Origin of the sequence: Janthinobacterium sp. SUN120 (assembly GCF_030397735.1) — a bacterium.
In the GTDB taxonomy this organism is placed as follows: domain Bacteria; phylum Pseudomonadota; class Gammaproteobacteria; order Burkholderiales; family Burkholderiaceae_D; genus Janthinobacterium; species Janthinobacterium kumbetense.
Genome location: NZ_JAPUBW010000003.1, coordinates 47,877 through 70,592 on the forward strand (window position 1 = coordinate 47,877; position 22,716 = coordinate 70,592).

The window sequence follows — 22,716 nt, forward strand, 5'->3', positions numbered from 1 at the left end:
AGCTACTGCGCGTTGCGCCTTGCGGCCTGTGATGCTCACCGTGCTCCAGCACGGTTGCGCTTCTCGGCCACAATTCGCTGCCGCTCGCTACGCTTCTGTTAGTCGTTGCGAGGCTGACTTCTGGCCAGGGAAATCCAAGGCACAGTTTTTGCGTACATTTATTTTGTAAACAGTTGCCCATCTTTGCAGTAAGCTAGGTTGCAGCCGTTTCCACTTTGCCGTATCCCTGGCGTCTTCGCGCGCCAGCGGTCTAACCGATGGAGCATACCTGTGAACCACGACTATTCAGGCAACACGCAACTCTGGAATGAAGACCTGGCGCCCACCACGGCGGCGCAGCGCACCTGGCGCTGGTATCACTTCGCCGCGCTGTGGGTCGGCATGGTGATGTGCATTCCCGCCTACACCCTGTCGGCCAGCTTGATCGACAGCGGCATGTCCGGTTACCAGGCCGTGCTCACGGTATTTCTCGCCAACGCCATCGTGCTCTTGCCCATGCTGCTGATCGGCCATGCGGGCACCAAGTACGGCATCCCGTATGCCGTGCTGGCGCGCGCCTCGTTCGGCACCATGGGCGCGCGTCTGCCGGCCTTGATGCGCGCCATCGTTGCCTGCGGCTGGTATGGCATCCAGACCTGGTTCGGCGGGCAGATGATCTACACCCTGATGGGCGTGCTGGTGGGCCATGAGCTGGGCGGCGAGAAGATTGCCGGCCTGGGCATCAATGGCAGCCAGTTGCTGTGCTTCCTGGCTTTCTGGGCCATCCAGTTCTATTACATCCTGCATGGCATGGAGTCGATCCGCAAGCTGGAAACCTACACGGCACCCTTGAAAATCCTCATCTGCTTCGTACTGCTTTACTGGGTGCACAGCAAGGCCGGCGGCGTAGCCAGCCTGCTGGATCAGCCATCGCAATTCATCCCCGGCGGCAAAAAGGCGGGGCAGTTCTGGAGCGTCTTCTGGCCGTCGTTGACGGCCATGGTGGGCTTCTGGGCCACCCTGGCCTTGAACATTCCCGACTTCACGCGCTTCGCCAAGACGCAGCGCGACCAGGTGATCGGCCAGTCGATCGGTTTGCCCGTGCCGATGGGATTGCTGGCCATGCTGGCCGTGATCGTCACGGCAGGCTCCGTCGTCATGTACGGCAAGGCCATCTGGGATCCCGTCGACCTGGCCAGCCGCATGACGGGCGCCGCCGTGCTGATTGCCTTGATCATCCTCTTGATCGACACGGTCAGCGTCAACCTGGCGGCCAATCTGGTGGGCCCCGCGTACGATTTTTCTTCGCTGGCGCCGAAACAGATTTCGTACAAGATGGGCGGCTACATCACGGCCTTCATCGCCATCGTCATGATGCCGTGGAAGGTGCTCGAGTCGACGCAGGGCTATATCTTCACCTGGCTGATCGGCTACTCGGCCCTGCTGGGGCCCATCGCCGGCATCCTCATCGTTGACTACTACTTTGTACGCAAGACGCAGCTGGACGTCAAACAGCTGTACCGCGACGACGGCGTCTACTCGTATGGCAATGGCTGGAACATGGCGGCGCTGATCGCCTTTGTCATTGCCGTGCTGCCGAACATCCCGGGCTTTTTGAACGCGGCCTTCCCCACGGCGTTTCCCGGTGTGGCCGAAGGTTTTAAAACCATCTACACCTACGCCTGGTTCATGGGCGTGGCCATCGCCGCCGTCGTTTACGGCGCCATGATGAAGGGCAAGGCGGCGGAGAGAGTGCAGCAGGCGCCGCAGTCCTAATCACTCAAGGAGACAAGATGACTACACTGATACATGGCGGTACTGTCGTCAACGCCGACCGCGCCTTCCGCGCGGATGTGCTGATCGAGGGCGACACGATTGCCGCCGTCGGCGAGAATCTGCCGGTGCCGGTCGGCGCCACGGTGATCGATGCGGGCGGCCTGTATGTGATGCCGGGCGGAATAGACACGCACACGCACATGAATCTGCCCTTCATGGGCACCGTGACATCCGACGATTTTTTCACGGGCACGGCGGCGGGCCTGGCGGGCGGCACCACCACCATCATGGATTTCGTCATCCCCGCACCGAAGCAGTCGCTGATCGAGGCGTATCACCAGTGGCGCGAGTGGTCGGCCAAGGCGGCCGGCGACTACACCTTCCACGTGGCGATCACCTGGTGGAGCGAGCAGGTACATGAAGAGATGGGAGTGCTGGTGCGCGAACATGGCGTGAACAGCTTCAAGCACTTCATGGCCTATAAAAACGCCATCATGGCCGACGATGAAACCCTGGTGAAAAGTTTTACACGTTCGCTTGAACTGGGAGCACTGCCCACCGTGCATGCGGAAAACGGCGAACTGGTTTTTCAATTGCAGCAAGCCTTGCTCAAGAAGGGGATTACCGGGCCGCAGGCGCACCCGCTGTCGCGCCCGCCTGCCGTGGAGGCGGAAGCGGCCAACCGCGCCATCGCCATCGCCAATGTCTTGAATACCCCCGTGTACATCGTGCACGTCTCGTGCGCCGAGTCGCTGGACGCCATCACGCGGGCGCGCGCGAATGGTCAGCGCGTGTATGGCGAAGCGCTGGCGGGCCACCTGGTGATCGACGACAGCGTCTACCAGGGCGACGATTTCGATTTCGTCGCGGGCCACGTCATGAGCCCGCCGTTCCGCGGTAAACACCATCAGGCGGCCCTGTGGCACGGCCTGCAAAGCGGTAACCTGCACACGACGGCCACGGACCACTGCACCTTTTGCGCCGAGCAGAAGGCGGCCGGCAAGAACGACTTCACGCGCATCCCGAACGGCTGCGGCGGCGTCGAGGAGCGCATGGCCGTCGTATGGGATGCCGGCGTCAATTCCGGCATGCTGACGCCCTCCGAATTCGTCAAGGTGAGCTCCACCAATGCGGCGCAGATCTTCAATATGTATCCGCGCAAGGGCATCATCGCCACCGGCAGCGATGCCGACATCGTGCTGTGGGATCCGCAGGGCACGCGCACCATTTCCGCCGCCACGCAGTTCGCCAAGGGAGGCTTCAATGTCTTCGAAGGACGTACCGTGCGCGGCATCCCCAGCACCACGATTGCCGCCGGCAAGGTGGTCTTCCACAAGGGTGAACTGATGGCGGTGGAAGGGGCCGGGCGCTATGTTGAGCGGCCCGCGTTTTCCGCCACCACCGCATAAGGAGTTGACGATGGATGCATTGCGTATCAATGGCGAACGGCTGTGGTCGGCCCTGATGGAACTGGCGCAAATCGGCGCGACAGCGAAGGGCGGCGTCAAGCGCCTGGCCCTGACGGACCTGGACAAGCAGGGGCGCGACCTGGTGGTAGGCTGGGGCAAGGAAGCCGGTATGAGCATCACCATCGACCAGATAGGCAATGTCTTCATGCGCCGCGACGGCACGGACAATAGTTTGCCGCCCGTGATGACGGGCAGCCACATCGACACGCAGCCCACGGGCGGCAAGTTCGACGGCAATTACGGCGTACTGGCCGGCCTGGAAGTGGTGCGCACCCTGAATGATTTACAGATCAAGACGCAGGCTCCCATCGAAGTGGCTTTCTGGACCAACGAGGAGGGCTCGCGCTTCGTGCCCGTGATGATGGGCTCGGGTGTATTCTGCGGCGCCTTTTCGCTCGAAACCGCGTATGCGGCCAAGGATACGGAAGGCAAAACGGTGGGCGAGGAGCTGGCGCGTATCGGATACAAGGGCGACCAGGTGCCGGGCGAGCATCCCATCGGCGCCTACTTTGAAACGCACATCGAACAGGGGCCCGTGCTGGAAGACGCCGACAAGGTCATCGGCGTGGTGCCTGCTGTGATGGGGCTATCGTGGTATGACTGCGTGGTGACGGGCATGGAAGCGCATGCGGGCCCCACGCCCATGGGCTTGCGCAAGGATGCGCTGCAGGTGTCCACCACCATCATGCAGGAAGTCGTCGCCATCGCCAACCGCTACCCGCCGTATGGCCGCGGCACGGTGGGCATGGTGCAGGTCTTCCCGAACAGCCGTAACGTGATCCCCGGCGAAGTCAAATTCAGCATCGACCTGCGTAACGTGAACGACGAACTGCTCAACACCATGCATGGCGAAATCACGGCCTTTATCGACGCCACGCGCACCGGTACTGAACTGGATATATCTCTTGAGCGGGTTTCCTATTACCCGCCATGCCCGTTCCATCCCGACTGCGTGGGCGCCGTGCGCAACGCGACTGAAAAGCTGGGCTACTCGATGATGGACGTGGTCTCCGGCGCCGGCCACGACGCCATCTATGCGGCCAGGCTGGCGCCGGCCGGCATGATCTTCGTGCCGTGCAAGGACGGCATCAGCCATAATGAAATCGAGGACGCCAAGCCCGAGCACCTGGAAGCGGGCTGCAACGTGCTGCTGCACGCGATGCTGGAGCGGGCCGTGGCTGTGTAGTCTTACGGCTTGGGCTGGAAGTTGCGCAAAAACGCCAGCAGGGCGCGCGCCGCGATGTCGGCGTCGTCGGCCGTCATGGTTTCCAGCGGGTTGTGGCTGATGCCGCCATTGCCGCAACGGGTAAACAGCATGGCCACGTCGGTGATGGCAGCCATGGCCATGGCGTCGTGGCCGGCGCCAGATAGCAGCGCGTATGGTTCGATGCCAACCGATTCCACGGCCTGCGCCAGCTGCGCCATCAGCCATGGCGCGCACGGCGCCGCACGCGCCGACAGCAGCAGTTCCAGCTGGTAGTCGATCTGGCGCCGTGCACAGATGGCGGCGATGCCATCGAGAATATCGTCGACGGCTGCCTGGCGCACGGCATTAACGGCCGCGCGGATGTCGAGCGACAGGGTGCAGGCGCCGGCGATCACGTTGACGGAGCCGTTCGGCACGTGCAGCTGCCCCACGGTGCCCACCAGCGCCTCGCCCTGGTTGCAGCGCCGTTCCACCAGCAGGATGATTTCGGCCGCCGCGCTGGCGGCATCCTTGCGCATGGTCATGGGCGTGGTGCCTGCGTGGCTGGCCACGCCGCCAAGATTGACCAGGTAGCGCGAGCTGCCGGCAATCGCCGTGACGATCCCCAGCGGTAGGTCGCGTTCCAGCAGCACGGGACCCTGCTCGATATGCACTTCCACATAGCCGAGCAAGTCGGTGGGATCGCGTGCGATAGCGCCGATGGCGCTCACTTCGTGGCCGGCGGCGGCCAGCGCGTCGCGCATGCTCACGCCATCCGTATCCAGTTGTTCCAGCAGCGATACGTCGAACTTGCCCGTGACGGCCGTACTGCCCAAAAAAGTGCTCTTGAAGCGCACGCCTTCTTCCTCGGCGAAGCCGACAATCTCGAAGTGAAACGGCAGCCTTTCTCCCCGCTCATGCAGGTGGCGCACGACGGCGATCGGTAGCACGATGCCCAGGCGGCCATCGTACTTGCCGCCGTTGCGCACCGTGTCGTAATGCGATCCCGTCATCAGGGTTTTTGCGCCGGGTGCATCGGACAGATAGCGCCCGACCACGTTGCCGACGGCGTCGATGTGCACCTGCATGCCCGCGTCCCGCATCCAGTCGGCCAGCTGTGCTGCCGTTTTCTGGTGCGCCGGCGTCAGGTAAGCGCAGGTCAGGTTGTAATCGCTGTCGCTCCAGCCGGCCAGGGTTTCCGCCTGCTGCATGATGGCCGGGCCGAAGTCCAGGCGCACGTCGAACAGGTCGTTCAGGCGCAGCTCGGCGATGCGCTTGATCTGCCGCAGCGATTCGGCCAGTTCATCGGCGCGCCGGTTCTTCAGGCGCCGCGCAAACGTGGCGATGATGTCCTGGCGCGTCAAGCCTCCGCCCGTCGGGCCCTTGACGGCCAGGATGAAGGGAAAGCCGAACTTGGCGTTGTAGTCGTCGTTCAGGTGCTGCAGGGTGGCGAATTCGTCGGGGCTGCACAGGTTCAGGCCGGACTTGGCCTGCTCGCGCGTCGATTCCGCCGTCAATTGCCCTGCGATGGCGGCCTTGCCGGCCAGCTCCGGGTGGGCGCGTATCAGCCCCAGCTGCTCTTCGGGCGAAGCTTGCGCCAGCACGTGCTGCAGCTCCGTCTTGAGTGCCGTCAGGCTGGAAAATGGCCGGGCGGGTGCCGCGCGCTGGGCGATCCAGGGCGAATGTTCATAGATGCCGTGCAGCCGTGCGATAAAGTCTGCCGTGCTGCCGGCGTTCAGGTCTGAAAGGGTGGTCATGGTTTTCCGATCATGCAAGCGGTGATGATAGCGCCCTGTTCCTGTCTCCATTATATGCGCGTGCTGATAGCGGCTATCGCTGCACCAGCGCCTTGGCGGCCGCGCTGACCTGGTCGCGCAGCCATTTGTGTTCGGGCGCCTGGTGCACGCGCTGGTGCCACAGCTGGTAAAAACGCATGGGCGGGAATTTCAGAGGCACGGTATACGTTTTCAACGGCAGCGTCTTTTCATAGAAGCGCATGAATTGCCGGCCCGTGGTCAGCACCAGGTCCGTCTGCGTCAGCATGTAGGGAATCAGGCCGAAATACGCCGATTCCACCACCACGTTGCGCTGCAGGTTCTGGCGCTCCAGAAAGGAGTCGATCACGCCGTGGTAGCCGGGCATCATCTGCGACGGCGCCACGTGGGGCAGGCTCAGATAATCGTCGAGGGTCATGGCGTCGCTGGCCGTGCGCCGCGCATAGGCGTTTTCCGCATGCATGGCGCAGATGATGGGGTCTTCGAACAGCTTCGAGATGTGCAGATGCGCGGGCGGCTCGTCCCAGTTGGCGATCACCAGATCCAGGCCCCCATCGGACAGTTGGCGGATATGGTCGATGCCGGGCCCCAGGCTGTGCAGCACGACGCGGCTTTTCGGCGAGCCGCGGCGCAGCAGGGCCACCACGTTGGGCAGGAACTGGCTATCCAGGTAGTCGGGCGCGGCGATGTGGAAGGTGCGCGCTTCTTCCTGCGCCACGAATGGCGTCTTCTTGACGAACAGGCTTTCCGTCTGGTCGAGGATGCGCTTGGCCGGATTGAGCAGGCTTTCGCCATGCTGGGTCGGCACCATGCCGCGCGCGCCGCGCACGAGCAGCGGGTCGCCCGTCAGTTCGCGCAGCTTGCGCAGGGAGGCGGAAATCGAAGGTTGCGGCTGATTGAGTTTCAGCGCCACGCGCGAGACATTCTTTTCCACCAGCAGCAGGTAGAGGATGCGGATCAAGTGCAGGTCGAGGTGTTGCGGCAGGCTGGACATGTGGCGGCGGCTCTGTTGTATATCGATTTGAATATGTCAAATATACGATATTTTTCATGTGATGGGCGGTAAATCCGTTTATCTTGTGTAGATTGGCACGAATATTGGTTCGGTCTGACTAGAGGAAATTTATGGAAGTATTTGCCTACCTGATTCCGTACGGCCTGGAGTGGCTGAACCTGATCGTCCGCTGGCTGCACGTCATCACGGGCATCGCCTGGATCGGCGCTTCCTTTTATTTCGTCTGGCTCGACAACTCGATCCGCCCGCCCGCGCCCGGCTCGGAGCTGGCGAAGAAAGGCGTGTCGGGAGAATTGTGGGCCGTGCACGGCGGCGGCTTCTATAACCCCCAAAAATACCTGGTGGCGCCCGCGGAACTGCCGAAGGAACTGCACTGGTTCAAGTGGGAAGCGTATTCCACCTGGCTATCCGGCTTTGCGCTGCTGACGATTGCCTACTACTTCAATGCCCAGGCCATGATGATCGACAAATCCGTGGCCGACATCAGCAGCGGCCAGGCGATCGGCATCGGCATCGCCACCCTCGTCATCGGCTGGACCGTGTACGACCTGCTGTGCCGATCAAAGCTGGCGCAATACGAGCTGTGGTTCGGCGTGACGGTGTTTGCCCTGATCGTCGGCGCCGCATATGTGCTCACGCACTTGCTCAGCGGGCGCGCCGCCTACATCCACGTGGGCGCCATGATCGGCACCATCATGGTGGCCAATGTGCTGATGCTGATCATTCCCGGCCAGCGCAAGATGGTCGAAGCCATGGCCGCCGGCAAGCTACCCGACCCCAAACACGGCCTGAAAGCCAAGCAGCGCAGCGTGCATAACAATTATTTTACGTTGCCCGTGCTGTTCATCATGATCAGCAACCACTACGCGATGACCTACCGCAACGATCACGCCTGGTTGGTGCTGGCGCTGATCATGGCGGCCGGCGTTTTCATCCGTCACTTCTTCAACCTGCGTCACAAGGGCCGGGTCGAGTGGCGCTATCCGGCCCTCGGCGTGGCCTTGCTGGTGGCCGTGGCCGTGGCCATCGCGCCCAAGGCGCCCGGGGCTGTGGCGGCCGCGCCGGCGGCGGACCCCGCAGCGCAATTCAAGCACGTGCATGCCATCATCGCCCAGCGCTGCGCCACCTGCCATTCGGCCCAGCCCACGCAACCGGGCTTTGCTACGGCGCCGGCCGGCATGATGCTGGATAATGAAGTCGAAATCCGCCAGCACGCGGCGCAGATCTACAAGCAGGCCATCGAACTGAAGGCCATGCCGATCGGGAACCTGACCAATATGACGGACGCCGAGCGCAGTGAGCTGGGCGCCTGGCTGCAACAGACCATGCAAGGAGCAAAATGACAACGCACGTAAAACAGATTATGGCCTGGATCGACAGCCATTTTGACGAGGAAGTCGCCTTTTTGCAAAAGGTGGTGCAGCAGCCGACGGATACGCCGCCCGGCAATAACGCGCCCCATGCGGAACTGGTGGCACAGCTGCTGCAGGCGTATGGCTGGCAGGCGGAAAAGCACGCCGTGCCAGCGGAGCAGGTGGAAGCGTACGGCATGCAAAGCATCACCAACCTGATCGTGCGCCGGCCGTATGCCGCGGGCGGTCCGACGGTGGCTTTGAATGCGCATGGCGACGTGGTGCCGCCCGGCGACAACTGGACGTATCCGCCGTATGGCGGCCAGATCGACGGCGGCTATATCTACGGCCGCGCGACGGCCGTGTCGAAGGGCGATTTCGCCACCTATGTGTTTGCCGCGCGCGCGCTCGAAGCGCTGGGCATTCCCTTGAAGGGCCAGCTTGAGCTGCACTTCACGTACGACGAGGAATTCGGCGGCTTGCTGGGACCGGGCTGGCTGCTGGAGCAGCAGCTGACGAAACCCGATTTTGTCATCGCCGCCGGTTTCAGCTACGGCATCGTCACCGCCCACAACGCCTGCCTGCAGCTGGAAATCACCGTGCACGGCAAGTCGGGCCACGGCTCCATGCCGGAGACAGGACACGACGCGCTGCAGGCGGCCAACAAGATACTCAGCGCCATCTACGGCCAGTTGCCGGAGCTGAAAAAGGTCAAATCCACAGTGGCGGGCATCGATTCGCCCACCATGCTGGTGGGGCGCATCGACGGCGGCACGAATACCAATGTGGTGCCGGGCAAGGTGGTCATGAAGATGGACCGCCGCATGATTCCCGAAGAAGACCCAGTAGCGGTGGAAGCGCAGGTACGCGCGCTGATCGAAGACGCCGTGTGGGGCGAGCCCGGCATCCGCCTCGAGATCCGCCGCCTGCTGCTGTCGCACGCGCTGCGCCCCTTGCCCGGCTCCGAGCAACTGGTGAGCAGCCTGCAAAAGAATGCGCAAGCCATCCTCGGCGAAACGATTCCCGCCGTTGGCACGCCCCTGTATGCGGATGCGCGTCTGTATGGCGAGCGGGGCATCCCCGCCGTGCTGTATGGCGCCGGTCCGCGCACGGTGCCCGAATCGAATGCGAAGAAGGCCGACGAGCGCCTGGCGCTCGACGATTTGCGCAAGGCCAGCAAGATCGTCGCCCTGACCCTGCTGGACTTCCTGGCGCAAAAATAAGGTCGCTGACTTTGGCTTACAATGGGGCGGACATTCAAACTGTGAAGAAGAGCCCCATTGAATACCCGTTTTCTCGAAGCGTTTGTCTGGGCTGCGCGGCTGGGCAGCTTCCGCACGGCGGCCGACAAGCTGCACATCACGCAGGCGGCCATCTCGAACCGCATCGCCTCGCTGGAGCAGGATTTTGGCACGCGTCTGTTCGACCGCGACGCGCGTGAAATCCGCCTGACCTTCGCCGGACGCAACCTGCTCGTGTACGCCGAACGCATGCTGGAACTGTGTCGCGACATGTATGCGGCCAATTCCTCGCCCGCGCTGATTACGGGCGAAGTGCGCATCGGCGTCATCGAAACCATCGTGCATACCTGGCTGATCCCGTTCCTGCAGCGGGTGCAGGAGCGCTATCCGGGCATCGAGATTCAACTGACGTCGGAATCGACGCGCCGCCTGCACGAGCAGCTGCAGCAGGGCGAGCTCGATATCGCGCTGCAGACGGACATGCTGACGGGCGACCATCTCCGCAGCACGGGCAGCGGCGCCATCGCTATGGGCTGGGCGGGCAGGGCCGCCGACTGGCCCGACACGGGCAAGCCGTTCACGGTGGCGCAACTGGCGCAGCATCCGATCATCACCATGAACCGGGGCTCGCAGCCCCATTCCGCATTGAAAGCGCTGTGCCAGGACGAGGGTGTGCAGCTGGGCCGCGTGCATTGCGTCAGCTCGATTTCCGCCATCGTGCGGCTGGTCAAAGCAGGTTTCGGCATCGCCGTGCTGCCGCTGGCGCCGCTGCGCGAGGAAATCGAGCAGGGCCACATCGCCCTGATTCCCTGTACCAGCAGCCTGGCGCCGCAGCGCATCGTCATCAGTTACAGCGAAGACCTCACCACGGAAGCGATTCAATTGGTGGCCATGCTGGCATGCGAGGAGGCGGCCAGGTTCACCCTGGGGCTGGGCGAAGAGTATGGCGCCGGTGCGCGGACGTGAGAATTAAATTGCTGTTGTCACCGCGACCCATAAGAAAAACTTATCAGTCGCGTTCAGAATAACCCGTTTGCCAAGTGATGGCGTGCCACCTATTCTGGGCTGGCATACCACCCATCACGCAGAACGGAACCATCATGACGACGTCACCTACCTTGCCAGGCATCCTGTTTGTCTGGACCAGCGCAGACCCGGAACACGAACGCGATTTCAACCGCTGGTACGACCGCGAACACGTGGAAGAGCGCGTGCGCATTCCCGGTTTTGTCAGCGGCACGCGCTACCAGAGCGTGCGCGGTTCCCGCAAATATCTGGGCCTGTACCGCACCGTCTCGCTCGACGCCTTCCAGACGCCGGACTACTTCAAGGCTTTCGGCCAGCAGACGCCATGGTCGGTGACGAATCTGCAGCGCATGGTGGACCCGATGCGCCGCGTCTGCGCCATCGAGGCGGAAACGGGCATGGGTACGGGCGCCTGGCTGGCCGTGCTGCGTCTGGGCGCGCCGGCGATCGGCCAGGATGCGCAAGCCGTGGCCGCCATGGCCGCGCTGGGGGCGACATTGCTGCAGATCGACGGCGTCATTGCCACGCGCTTGCTGACGCCCGACGCCAAGCTGTCCGGCCCTCTGCCGGCGGAGCAGAAGGAGGGCCGCGTGCTCGACCCGATCTTCCTGATCGACGCATCGTCGGAAAGCGCTGCTGTGGCGGCCGCCGATGCCGCCAGCGCGGCGCTGGGCCTCGACGGCGAACAGGCTGCCATCCTGCAGTTGTCCTGGCAGTTGCGCGAGGCCGACCTGCACGGGGCCTGACACGGCCGCGCGTATCTTGCCGGCACTGATAACACGAGACACGGGCCACGGCGCAGGGCAAAGCATCCTGCACCGGACCTGCAATAAAACTGACGAGAGAGGTAGGCAATGACCACATATACAACGGCAAACGCTGCGCATCCGGCGGCCCAGGCACCGGGCGACAAGCCAAAAACGGGACGCCTGGCCACGGCCAGCATGGTCGGCACGACCCTGGAATGGTATGACTTCACCGTATACAACACCATGGCCGCGCTGATCTTCAACCACCTGTTTTTCCCTTCTTTCGATCCGCTGACGGGCACCATCCTGGCCTTTTCCACGTATGCCGTCGGCTACATCTCGCGCCCGATCGGCGGCGTGATCTTCGGCCACCTGGGCGACAAGCTGGGACGCCGCTGGGTGCTGGTCGTGACCCTGATGCTGATGGGTGTGACGACGGGCCTGATGGGGCTATTGCCCACGTATGCCACGGCCGGCATCTGGAGCCCGGTCCTGCTGGTGGCACTGCGCTTCGTGCAGGGCATCGCGCTGGGTGGCGAATGGGCAGGCGCCGTGCTGATCTCCGTCGAACACGGAGCAGCGGACAAGCGTGGCCGCAACGCTTCGTGGACACAGGTGGGACCGTCGTTCGGCACCTTGCTGGCCACTGGCTGCATCGGTTTGATCACCTATTTGCTGCCGCATGAAGCGTTCATGGACTGGGGCTGGCGCATGCCGTTCATCGCCAGCCTGCTGCTGGTGGCCTTCGGCATGTGGATACGCAGCGGCATCGAAGAAACCCCGCTGTTCAAGGAACTTGACCAGAAGGATGCGAAGGCGGAAGCGCCGATAGGCGAGGTGCTGCGCCTCTACTGGCGCCGTTTGCTGATCGCCGGCGGCGTGCGCATCGGCTCGGACGTGCTGTATGCGCTGGTGGTGGTGTTTACCCTGACGTATGTGACGACGGTGCTGCACCTGTCGTCGACACTGGCGCTGACCGCCATCATGATCGGCACGGCCTGCAATGCGCTGTCGGTGCCCGTGTTTGGCGCGCTGTCGGACAAGATCGGCCGCCGACCCGTATATGCGCTGGGCGCCGTGCTGGGCCTCGTGTGGGCGTTTGCCTTCTTCACCCTGCTCGACACGGCCAGTCCGGCCGCCATCGTCACGGCCGTTGTCGTAGGCCTGGTCATCCACGCCATCATGTACGGCCCGCAAGCGGCCTTCGTTATCGAGCAATTCCCCACCAAGGTGCGCTATGCGGGTTCCTCGCTGGCCTATACCCTGGCCGGCGTCATCGGCGGCGGCTTTGCACCGCTCGTCATCGCCAGCCTGTACCGCTCGTACAACAGCACCATGGCCGTCTCGCTGTATGTGGCGGCGGCCCTGCTGATCACCGGTGCCGCCGTCTTCGCAGCCAGAGAAACGGGTCGCGGCCCCCTTGAGGAGTAAAGAGATACCATGACTACCCATACCTTCAACCTGGCGGGCCACGGCCCCGTCACCTTCGACATCGACAACCTGATCATCGCCGGCTGGACGGGCCGCGACCTGGCCATGGTCGAACACCATATCGCCGAACTGGAAGCCATCGGCGTGGCGCGCCCGAAAAGCGTGCCGACCTTTTACCGCGTGGCGGCGGCGCTGCTGTCCAGCGATGCCGCCATCGAAGTGCCGGGCTGCGATTCGTCCGGCGAGGCGGAATTCGTGCTGTTCTCCACCGAATACGGCCTGCTGGTGGGCATCGGCTCCGACCATACGGACCGCAAGGTGGAAAGCTATGGCGTGACGGTGTCGAAGCAAATGTGCGGCAAGCCCGTGGGCGATACCCTGTGGCCTTATGCCGACGTGGCCGGCCACTGGGACCAGTTGCAGATGCGCTCCTGGCGCGAGCGCGCCGGCGTGCCGGCCCTGTACCAGGATGGCCCCGTGACGCGCATGCTGTCGCCGGAAGACCTGATCCTGCGCTACACGGGGCAGGCCAGCCTGCCCGTGGGCAGCGCCATGTTTTGCGGCACGCAGCCGATCATCGGCGAGATGGGCCATGGCGACGCGTTCGAGCTGGAGCTGTATGATCCAGCCTTGCAGCGCCGCCTGCAGCACCGCTATGCCGTGCAAACCCTGCCCGTGGAAGGATAAGAGAATGACCCAACAGACCAAGACCATCCGCGACCTGGCGGCCGACCTGGCCGCCGGCCGCATCACCAGCGTGGAATTGACGCAGCGCATGCTGGCGCGCGCCGAGGCGCACCGGGCGCAGGGCGGCCATGCCTATGTCAGCCTCGATGGCGAACAGGCCCTGGCCGAGGCTCGTGCCAGCGATGCGGCGCGCGCGGCCGGCTGGGTGCCTTCGCCGCTGGCGGGTGTTCCCCTGTCCATCAAGGACCTGTTTGACGTCAGGGGACAGGTCAGCAGCGCCGCCTCGCTGGCGCTGGCTGACGCCCCGCCCGCCGTTGTGGATGCCGGCGCCGTGGCGCGCCTGCGCGCTGCCGGCGCCATCCTGCTGGGCCGCACCAATATGAGCGAATTCGCATTCTCCGGCCTGGGCTTGAATCCCCATTACGGCACGCCGCGCAATCCGCACGACCGCGCGCGCGTGGCGGGCGGCTCCACCTCGGGCGGCGCCGTGACGGTGGCGCTGGGGATGGCTGCGGGAGCGCTGGGCACTGACACGGGCGGCTCGATCCGCATCCCGTCCGCCTTTTGCGGCCTGACCGGTTTCAAGCCGACGGCGGCTTCCGTGTCGCTGGCCGGCACGGTGCCGCTGTCGCGCTCCCTCGATTCGGCCGGCCCCATCGCGCACAGTGTCGATTGCTGCGCCATTTTGTACGCAGCGCTTTCGGGTCATGATATCGGCGCGCACGCGCCAGCACTGAAAGGCTTGCGCTTTGGCTTTACCTTGGACTATGTCGATACGCATTTGGCGCCGCAGGTGCAGCAGGCTTTCGATGCTGCCCTGGACAAGCTGCGGCAAGCTGGCGCGCAGGTAGAACAGTTTGATTTCCCCGAATTGCTGGAGCTGCCGACGATTAATGGCGGCGGCGGCTTGGTGGCGGCGGAAGCTTGGCACTGGCACAGGGTGTTGCTTGAAGAGAAGGGTGCACAGTACGACCAGCGCGTGGCGGCGCGCATCCGCCGCGGTCAACTGCAGGGCGCGGCCGACTACATCGACCTGCTCGATGCGCGCGCGCGCCTGATCGGCGTCGCCCGGCGGCGCTTGGCGCCGTTCGATGCCTGGCTGATGCCCAGCGTGGCCATACTGGCGCCGGAAGCCGCGCCGCTGGAAGCGGATGACGCCACCTTCTTTGCCACGAATGGCCTGGTGCTGCGCAACGCCAGCGTGATCAACTTCCTCGATGGCTGCGCGCTGTCGCTGCCTTGCCACGCCGACGGCGAGTTGCCCGTGGGGCTGGGCATTTGCGGCTTGGCGGGCGCTGACGATCAAGTGCTGCAGATCGGCCGCGCCGTGGAGGTGCTGCTGCGGGGGCGTGGAAAAGAATAATGTCGTAGTGCAGAAAAATGCCAACTCTGTCATGATGGCTGGCATTGACATGGGATAGTCGCGCTTCGGGCGCCGGCAAACTTCACACTGTGCACCGATACGACCTGATTAGTTGTCATGACTGCGGCGTGCTGTACCGCAAACGTCCGCTGCGTCCCCGCGAAAAGGCGCGCTGTATCCGTTGCCGCTCGGTGCTGTATCGCGGCGCCCACGCGCGGGGCCCATCGGCCGAATTGACCAAGGTGGTGGCGCTCACGCTGGGCGCCGCTTTTGTCTTCCTGATCGCCCAGTTTTTCCCTATCGTCGAACTCGACGTCAATGGCCTCACTTCCAGCGCTACCTTGCTCGGTTCCATCCGCGTGCTGTGGTCCGAGCAGATGCACATCGTGGCGACGATGGTCTTCCTGTTTACCATCCTCTTTCCCGCAATCGAACTCGGTTCCCTGCTGTACGTGGCGCTGGGCCTGCGCGGCGGCGTCAAGGTGCCCGGCTTTAACCGCGTGCTGCGCGCTGTGCAGACGGCGCGCGAATGGGGCATGACGGAGGTGCTGATGATCGGCATCCTGATCACCGTCGTCAAGATGACCAGCCTGGCCACGGTGCTGCCGCAACCGGGGCTGTTCGCGTTTGGCGCGCTGACCCTGATGCTGGCCATCGTCGTCTCGTTTGACCCCAAGGCCCTGTGGAACCTGGGCGACGACCTGACCCGGCAAGCGCTGCCCGGCATCCGCTACAAGGCCTTCGCACCGGGCGAGAAGGTGCTGCCCTGCCATGCCTGCGGCCTGGTGGCGCCGCCGCTGGGCAAGGGCAGGCACCTGGCTTGCGTGCGCTGCGGCACGGTCCTGCACGTGCGCAAACCGGACAGCATCAACCGCACCTGGGCCTTGCTGGTCGCCGCCATGATCCTCTACATTCCCGCCAACCTGCTTCCCGTGATGGTGACGCAATCGCTGTTCGGCGCGCAGGACGACACCATCATGAGCGGCGTGGTGCTGTTCTGGACCAGCGGCTCGAAAGGTCTGGCCATCATCATTTTCATCGCCAGCGTGGTCGTGCCGATGCTGAAGCTGGGCGTGCTGGCGCTGCTGGCGTTCACTGCGCAGCGGCGTTCGCGCTGGCGGCCGCGCCAGCGCACCATCTTGTACCGCATGGTCGAATTCATCGGCCGCTGGTCCATGCTCGACATCTTTGTCGTCACCCTGACGGTGGCGCTGGTGCGCTTCAAGTCGCTGGCCGTGATCACGGCCGGTCCTGGCGCGCTGGCCTTTGGCGCCGTGGTGGTGCTGACCATGCTGGCGGCAATGCAGTTTGACCCGCGCCTGATCTGGGACCCCGTCGACGGGCAGGTGCCCGGCGAGGAAGAACCCGTGGTGGTGACAAATACCGGAAACAATACAGTGATTGGAGAACAGCATGTCTGACAAAGAAGCAGGCGACCATGCCGAAACGGGTGGCCGTCCATTGCCGGAGCCTGATGTGGAACAGGGCAGCCGCTGGCTGCCGTCGCTGGTATGGCTCATCCCGCTGCTGGCCGCGCTGATCGGCGCCGGCCTGGCCGCCAAATCCATCCTCGACCAGGGGCCCACGGTGACGGTCAGCTTCAAGAGCGCCGAAGGACTCGAGCCTGGCAAGACCAAGGTCAAGTACAAGGATGTCGATATCGGCCAGGTGCGCGCCATCACCCTGGGCGAGGACTTGAGCAAGGTGCTGGTGACGATCGACATGAGCAAGGAAGCGCGCCGCTTCGCCACCGCCGATTCGCGTTTCTGGGTGGTGCGCCCGCAGATCGGCGCCAGCGGCGTGACGGGGCTGGGCACCTTGCTGTCGGGCGCCTACATCGGCGTCGACACGGGCAAGTCGGAAGCCAAGAAAGACAATTTCGTCGGCATGGAGAGTCCGCCTGCCGTGGCCGGCGACCAGAAGGGCAAGCTGTACACCCTGCATGCGGAAAGCCTCGGCTCCGTCGACGTGGGTTCGCCCCTGTTCTTCCACCGCCTGCGCGTGGGCAAGGTGGTCAGCTTTGCGCTGGATAAGGATGGCAACGGCATCACCATGTCCGTCTTCGTGAACGCGCCGTACGACCAGTTCGTCGGCAAGAATGCGCGCTGGTGGCATGCCAGCGGCGTCGATGTGCGCCTCGATTCGAACGGCTTCAAGCTGAACACCCAGTCCCTGGCGGCCATGCTGGTGGGCGGCATCGCCTTCGAGGCGGAAAATGGCCGCAAGCCCGAAGAACCGGCACCGGCCAATACCAATTTCCGCCTGGCGGCCGACGAAGCCAGCGCCATGCGCGAACCCGATGGCGAAGCCATTACCACCGTGTTCTATTTCGACCAGTCCCTGCGCGGCTTGCAGCCTGGCGCCACGGTGGACTTCCGCGGCATCGTGCTGGGCGAGGTGCGTTCGGTCGGCATCGAGTTCGATCCCGTGAAGAAGAACTTCCGCATGCCCGTCACCGTCAATCTGTACCCGGCCCGCCTGGGCATGCGCTTCAAGGCCGCTGTCGACGATGAGGAAGGCTCGGCCGGCCACCAGCTGCTCGAACGCATGGTCAGCCGTGGCTTGCGCGCCCAGCTACGCACGGGCAACCTGCTGACCAGCCAGCTGTACATCGCGCTGGACTTCTTCCCGAAAGCGCCGAAGGTGGTGCTCGACGCGAACAAGTATCCGCTGGAAGTGCCGACCGTGCCGAACACGCTCGACGAATTGCAGACGCAGATCGCCAGCATCGCCCGCAAGCTCGATCAGGTACCGTATGCGGAGATCGGCAATAACCTGAACGCCACCATCAAGCAGGCCAATACCCTGTTCAAGCAGCTCGATGGTCAGGTGGTGCCGGAAATGCGCGATACCTTGACGGCGGCGAAACAGACCTTCGGCACGGCCGAACAGGTGCTGCAAAAGGATTCGCCGCTGCAGTCGGACGTGCGCCAGGCCTTGCAGCAGCTGACGCAAACCCTGCAATCGCTCAATGCCCTGTCGGATTACCTGGAACGCCACCCCGAGTCCCTGATCCGCGGTAAAAAAGGAGATGAGAAAAAATGAAGCAGCCAATTTTTGCGCTTTTGATGACAGCCATCTTGCTGTGTGCCTGTTCCACACCCCAGCCCGAGCATTTCTATACGCTCAGCGGCGGCGCCGACGCGCAGCCGGCCAAGCCCGTCAAATACTATGTCGAAGTGCTGGCCGTCAGCGTGCCGCAGCAGGTGAGCCGCAACCAGTTTGTCGTGACGGCGCCATCGGGGCGCATCGAATTGCTGGAGCAGCAGCGCTGGGCGGGGCCGCTGGCCGGCGAGATCGGCCAGGCCCTGTCGACGGCCGTGACGAACGACCTGGGCGCCATCGACGTGTTCCGCACGCCGCATCCGGACAACCTGCCCGTGTACCGCATCAGCACCAATGTGCAGCGCTTCGAGTCCGTGATGGGCCAGTATGCGCTGATCGATGCCGTGTGGAGCGTGCGCCAGCTGGCCAGCAACAAGGTGGTGACTTGCCGCACGATAGCCAATGAAAAGGTGGGCGCGGGCTACGATGAACTGGTGCTCGGTCACCGCCGCGCCGTCGGCCGCATCGCCGCCGATACGGCGAGCGTCGTGCGTGGCTTTGACGGCGGCAACGCCGCCTGTCCGGCCGCCTGAGCCGCTTTCCGCTACCCAGTCCCGGCGGCCGCTGGTAAAATGCGGCCATGGGAATGACCTCTTTCACACGCCGCTGCGCCGCCTGGATCGCCTGTTTCGCGATCCTGCTGGCGGCGCTCGCGCCATCGGTTTCCCAGGCCGTCGCCAATGCCAAGCAGGAGTCCGGCTCCGGCTGGGCGGAAATCTGCTCGGTGGCCGGCATCCGTTTCGTCCAGATCGACGATGATGGCGGCGCCGACGGCAAGTCCGGCGGCAAGGCCATGCAGATGGAGCATTGCGCCTTCTGTTCCACGCATGCGGGTTCCGTGGGCTTGCCGCCCAGTCCCGTGCTGCCGCTGCCCGTCGCCGGCGGCACGGCCATTTTCCCGGCCCTGTACTACCAGTCGCCGTCTCCGCTGTTCATCTGGTCCACCGCGCAATCGCGCGCGCCGCCCGCACTCGTCTAAGTCCTTGCATTTTCAATGTTGGCGCTGTCCGCCTTGCGGTGGGGCACGCCGCATCCGCACACTCATACGAGAATCACATGAACAAACAACTGTTGGTGCTGGCCGCGGCCATCACCGTGGCTTACCCCTGCGCGCAGGCGCAGCAACTTGACCACGCCATCGACACCGTCGTCGTTTCCGGTTCGCGCGCGCAAGCGTGGCTGTCCGAGACGCCGCAGGCCATCGGCGTCGTCAATGCCACAACCCTGGAGCGCGACAAGCCCAAGACCATGGGCGATATCCTCAACCGCATCGCCGGCGTGTACTGGAATGACCTGGGCAACGAACAGCACAGCATGAGCATCCGACAGCCCATCGGCACGAATGCCGTCTACCAGTACTTGGAGGACGGCATTCCCATTCGCCCGCTGGGCGTCTTCAACCACAATTCGCTCAACGAGATGAACATGGCGGGCGCCAGCGGCGTGGAAGTGGTGAAGGGCGCCGCGTCCTCGCTGTACGGCAGCAATGCGGTCGGCGGCGCCGTCAATTTCTTGACGGCCGGCGCCAGCGCGACACCCACGGCCAAGGTCGGCGTGCGACGCGACAGCGTGGCCGGCTACACCCGCTACGACACTTCCGCCAGCGATACCTGGGGCCAGCTGGGACTGCGCTTTTCCCACTATAGTTCGCGCCGCTCGCGCGACAACTGGCAAGAGTACAGCTACGGCGACAAGGATTCGTTCTCGCTGCGCGCCGACTATGCGCTCGGCCCCACCTCACAGCTGCGCGTCACCATCGTTCACACGGATCTCGATGCGGCGATGACGGGCAGCCTGTTCGAGAACGACTACCGCAACGACCCCGGCAAGAGCCTGAACACGTTTACCTACCGCAAAGACAAAACCACGCGCATGAATCTGGCGTGGGAGGGCGCGACGACGGCCAATGGCACGAGCACCGTCACCGTGTTTACGCGCAAGAATGACCATGGGCAGATTCCCGCGTATTCCATAGGCAGTTGCGCGGGCATGCTGTGCAAGGGCGTCATCAACAACAACAACGTCGATTCGCTGGGTCTCGATATCAAGCACCAGCAGGAATACGCCTGGCTGCGCTCGCGCCTGATCTTTGGTGTGTACGTGGACAAGAGCGACAATCCCTTTGTCAGCGATAACCTGTCCATCGTGCGCGATGCCGCCACGGGCCGCTACCTGCGCTATACGCTGGCCAATGCCAGCAATCCGCAGGGCGTGCGCGACTACCAGACGGATATCCTCAATACTGCCGTTTTCGCGCAATGGGAATTTTCTCCGCTGGCGGGCACGCGCGTGGTGCTGGGCGGCCGTTCCGACGCCATTCGTTACGATTACCATAACAGGCTGGCGCCCGGCGGCAGCGTCAATTATGGCGCGCCCGACGAGTCGCGCAGCTTTTCGCATGTCAGCCCGAAGCTGGGCGCCACCTATGCCATCGGCCATGCGGGCAGCGCGTATGCGAACGTCAGCCAGGGCTTTACGCCTCCCGAGGTGAGCCAGCTGTATGGCAAGACGGGCATCGCCGACTTGCAGCCGTCCGTCTACAACAACTATGAACTGGGCTTGCGCTGGGCCTTTTTGCAGGGCCGTTTGAAACTCGATACGGCCCTGTACCGCCTCGATGGGCGCGACACCATCGTCAGCTACACGCTTTCGCCGGGCAACAGCGAAAACCGCAATGCGGGGCGCACGCGCAGCGAAGGCCTGGAGCTGGGCCTGAACTACGACAGTGGCCCGTTTGACGCGCGCTTCGCCACGGCCATCGCGCGCCACCGCTACTTGCGCTACCAGGTGTCCTCCACTCTCGATTACAGCGACCGCACCATGCCGCAGGCGCCGCGCGACATCACTTCGATCGAGGTCGGCTACAAGCCCGTGGCCGGTGCGCGTATCGCGCTCGAAGCCGTGCACCAGGGCCGCTACTGGATGAACAATGCCAACACGGTGGAGTACAAGGGGCACGCCTTGCTGAACCTGCGCGCCAGCTACCAGCTCGCGCGCGGGCTGGAAGCGTGGGCGCAGGTGCGCAACCTGGCCGATAAACGCTATGCCGATTCGGCCAGCAGCAGCTATGCGGGCACGGGCAGCTATGTGCCGAACAGCCAGAACCAGTACACGCCCGGCGCGCCGCGCAGCGTGATGCTGGGCCTGGGCTATACCTTCAACGCACTGTGAGGATGACCATGGACGACGCAACTTTTCTCATCGCACGGCGCAAAAGCCTGTATTGGCGCATCCACTTCTGGGCCGCGCTGATCGCCTCGCCGTTTGCCCTGGTGGCCACCCTGACGGGCATTTTGTATGTATTCACGCCGCAGATCGAGGCAAGGCTGTACCAACATCTCGATCACGTGACACCGCAAGCCTCCATGCTGCCGCTGGATGCCGCGGTGGCGGCTGCCGAACGGGCGGCGCCGCGTGGCTGGGCGGTGCAGCACGTGGTGCCGCCGTTCCAGCAGGACGACGCGGTGCAGGTGGCGTTCGCGCCGCCCGGCGGCGCGCAGGATGAGCATGCGCGCCATGGCGGACATGCCGCGCCGGCCACGCCCGCCAGGCCGAAGTTCGGCCTGCCCGCGCAAGCCGTCGTCGTATATGTGAACCCCTATGGCGCGCGCGTGCTGGGTAGCCTGGCCAGTAGTGAGCGCTTCGGCAACTGGGCGAAAAAGCTGCATTCGCGCCTGCTGCAAAACGATGGCTGGCGCTGGATGATCGAGCTGGCTGCCAGTTGGCTGATGGTGATGCTGGTAACGGGCGTGATCCTGTGGTGGCCGCGCAGCGCGCAAGCGGGCTTGCCGAAGCGGGGCGCGCGCGGGCGCAATGGCTGGCGCCAGTGGCATGCTTTTCTCGGCGTGGCGCTCGGCATCGTCAGTGTCGTCATTCTGACGACGGGGCTGACGTGGAGCCAGCAGGCGGGTGGGCGCATCCGCGCGCTGCGCGACATCAGCGGCCAGGCGCCGCCGCCTGTGCCGCGCGGCCTGCACTCAAACGAGGAGGGCGCCCCGCTCGACTGGCAGGATGCGTGGCAGGTGGCGCGCAGCCATGCGCCCGCCATCGCCGTGCAGCTGACGGCGCCGGCCAGCCAGGACGATGTGTGGCGCGCCACCATGGCCGACCGCAGTCAGCCCACCTTGCGCTTCGACCTGCAATTCGACGCCTACAGTGGCAAGCCTTTGTACTATGCGGGGTGGGAGGCGCAGACGGCGTTCGGCAAGGCGACGGCCATCGGCATCCCATTTCATCGCGGCGAATTCGGCTGGTGGAACCAGGCCGTGCTGCTGCTGTTCGGCGCCAGCGTGCTGTTCTCGCTGGTGTCGGGCTGGGTGATGTTTTTCAAGCGGCGCCTTCCAGGTTCGCTGGGTTTACCCAAGCTGCTGCCCGGCGCCTGGACCTCGCCTTCCACGCTGGCCTGGATGACGGCGGCGGGCATGTGTGCGCTGATGCCGCTGCTGCTCATCTCCGGCGGCCTGCTGATGCTGCTTGAGCTGGGCCTGGCAAAATGTGGGCCGCGTGTCGGCCGGATGTGGCTGCGCTAGAATAAGGGGCGCGGCCAGGCTCGTTGCCATGGG

Annotated in this window: 18 protein-coding genes; 16 read left to right on the forward strand and 2 right to left on the reverse strand. The window is 64.1% G+C overall.

Annotated features, from left to right (window positions below; all coding sequences use genetic code 11):
- Positions 1-270 precede the first annotated feature (270 nt).
- Genes O0879_RS18170 through O0879_RS18180 form a run of 3 tightly spaced genes read left to right on the forward strand, consistent with a single transcriptional unit; the run spans position 271 to position 4,410 of the window.
- Complete coding sequence (locus O0879_RS18170) at positions 271-1,755, forward strand: NCS1 family nucleobase:cation symporter-1 (RefSeq protein WP_289917963.1); 1,485 nt, start codon at positions 271-273, stop codon at positions 1,753-1,755.
- 17 nt (positions 1,756-1,772) lie between these two features.
- Positions 1,773-3,164: a dihydropyrimidinase gene (gene hydA, locus O0879_RS18175; protein ID WP_289917967.1), complete on the forward strand. Its 1,392-nt coding sequence runs from the start codon at positions 1,773-1,775 to the stop codon at positions 3,162-3,164.
- Positions 3,165-3,174: 10 nt separating this feature from the next.
- Positions 3,175-4,410: a Zn-dependent hydrolase gene (locus O0879_RS18180; RefSeq protein ID WP_289917969.1), complete on the forward strand. Its 1,236-nt coding sequence runs from the start codon at positions 3,175-3,177 to the stop codon at positions 4,408-4,410.
- Positions 4,411-4,412: 2 nt separating this feature from the next.
- Here the strand turns inward: O0879_RS18180 and O0879_RS18185 are convergent, their stop codons facing one another.
- Positions 4,413-6,167, reverse strand: coding sequence for an allantoate amidohydrolase (locus O0879_RS18185; protein ID WP_289917970.1), 1,755 nt, complete (start codon positions 6,165-6,167; stop codon positions 4,413-4,415).
- A gap of 73 nt (positions 6,168-6,240) precedes the next feature.
- A complete protein-coding gene (locus tag O0879_RS18190) occupies positions 6,241-7,179 on the reverse strand; it encodes a LysR family transcriptional regulator (RefSeq protein WP_034754583.1) in 939 nt (312 codons plus the stop codon).
- A gap of 131 nt (positions 7,180-7,310) precedes the next feature.
- Here O0879_RS18190 and O0879_RS18195 point away from each other — a divergent pair, with 131 nt between their 5' ends.
- The 13 genes from O0879_RS18195 (at position 7,311) to O0879_RS18255 (ending at position 22,683) form a co-directional block, all read left to right on the forward strand.
- Entirely contained in the window at positions 7,311-8,543 is a 1,233-nt protein-coding gene (locus O0879_RS18195; RefSeq protein WP_289917972.1) for a urate hydroxylase PuuD, read from the forward strand.
- Positions 8,540-9,775 carry a M20/M25/M40 family metallo-hydrolase gene (locus O0879_RS18200; protein ID WP_289917974.1) on the forward strand — a complete coding sequence of 412 codons (1,236 nt, stop codon included), beginning with the start codon at positions 8,540-8,542 and terminating at the stop codon, positions 9,773-9,775. Before O0879_RS18195 ends, O0879_RS18200 begins: the two co-directional genes overlap by 4 nt.
- A 57-nt stretch (positions 9,776-9,832) precedes the next feature.
- Positions 9,833-10,759: a LysR family transcriptional regulator gene (locus O0879_RS18205; RefSeq protein WP_289899810.1), complete on the forward strand. Its 927-nt coding sequence runs from the start codon at positions 9,833-9,835 to the stop codon at positions 10,757-10,759.
- 134 nt (positions 10,760-10,893) lie between these two features.
- On the forward strand, positions 10,894-11,565 hold the full coding sequence (locus tag O0879_RS18210) for a DUF4286 family protein (RefSeq protein WP_289917976.1): 672 nt from the start codon (positions 10,894-10,896) through the stop codon (positions 11,563-11,565).
- Between the two features lie 108 nt (positions 11,566-11,673).
- Positions 11,674-12,999 (forward strand): MFS transporter, encoded by a 1,326-nt coding sequence (locus O0879_RS18215; protein ID WP_289917978.1) that lies wholly within the window; start codon positions 11,674-11,676, stop codon positions 12,997-12,999.
- Between the two features lie 9 nt (positions 13,000-13,008).
- Positions 13,009-13,686, forward strand: coding sequence for a DUF2848 domain-containing protein (locus O0879_RS18220; RefSeq protein ID WP_289917980.1), 678 nt, complete (start codon positions 13,009-13,011; stop codon positions 13,684-13,686).
- 4 nt (positions 13,687-13,690) lie between these two features.
- Positions 13,691-15,049: an amidase gene (locus O0879_RS18225; protein WP_289917982.1), complete on the forward strand. Its 1,359-nt coding sequence runs from the start codon at positions 13,691-13,693 to the stop codon at positions 15,047-15,049.
- An 89-nt stretch (positions 15,050-15,138) separates the two neighbouring features.
- A complete protein-coding gene (locus O0879_RS18230) occupies positions 15,139-16,470 on the forward strand; it encodes a paraquat-inducible protein A (RefSeq protein WP_289917985.1) in 1,332 nt (443 codons plus the stop codon).
- Entirely contained in the window at positions 16,463-18,094 is a 1,632-nt protein-coding gene (locus O0879_RS18235) for an MlaD family protein (RefSeq protein ID WP_289917987.1), read from the forward strand. The genes O0879_RS18230 and O0879_RS18235 overlap by 8 nt, the downstream gene beginning before the upstream one ends.
- A 23-nt stretch (positions 18,095-18,117) precedes the next feature.
- Positions 18,118-18,687, forward strand: a complete 570-nt coding sequence (locus tag O0879_RS18240; RefSeq protein ID WP_289917989.1) for a PqiC family protein — start codon at positions 18,118-18,120, stop codon at positions 18,685-18,687.
- Positions 18,688-18,740: 53 nt separating this feature from the next.
- Positions 18,741-19,133: a DUF2946 domain-containing protein gene (locus O0879_RS18245; protein WP_289917990.1), complete on the forward strand. Its 393-nt coding sequence runs from the start codon at positions 18,741-18,743 to the stop codon at positions 19,131-19,133.
- Between the two features lie 77 nt (positions 19,134-19,210).
- On the forward strand, positions 19,211-21,325 hold the full coding sequence (locus O0879_RS18250) for a TonB-dependent receptor (protein ID WP_289917992.1): 2,115 nt from the start codon (positions 19,211-19,213) through the stop codon (positions 21,323-21,325).
- Positions 21,326-21,333: 8 nt separating this feature from the next.
- Entirely contained in the window at positions 21,334-22,683 is a 1,350-nt protein-coding gene (locus O0879_RS18255; RefSeq protein ID WP_289917993.1) for a PepSY-associated TM helix domain-containing protein, read from the forward strand.
- Positions 22,684-22,716 lie beyond the last annotated feature (33 nt).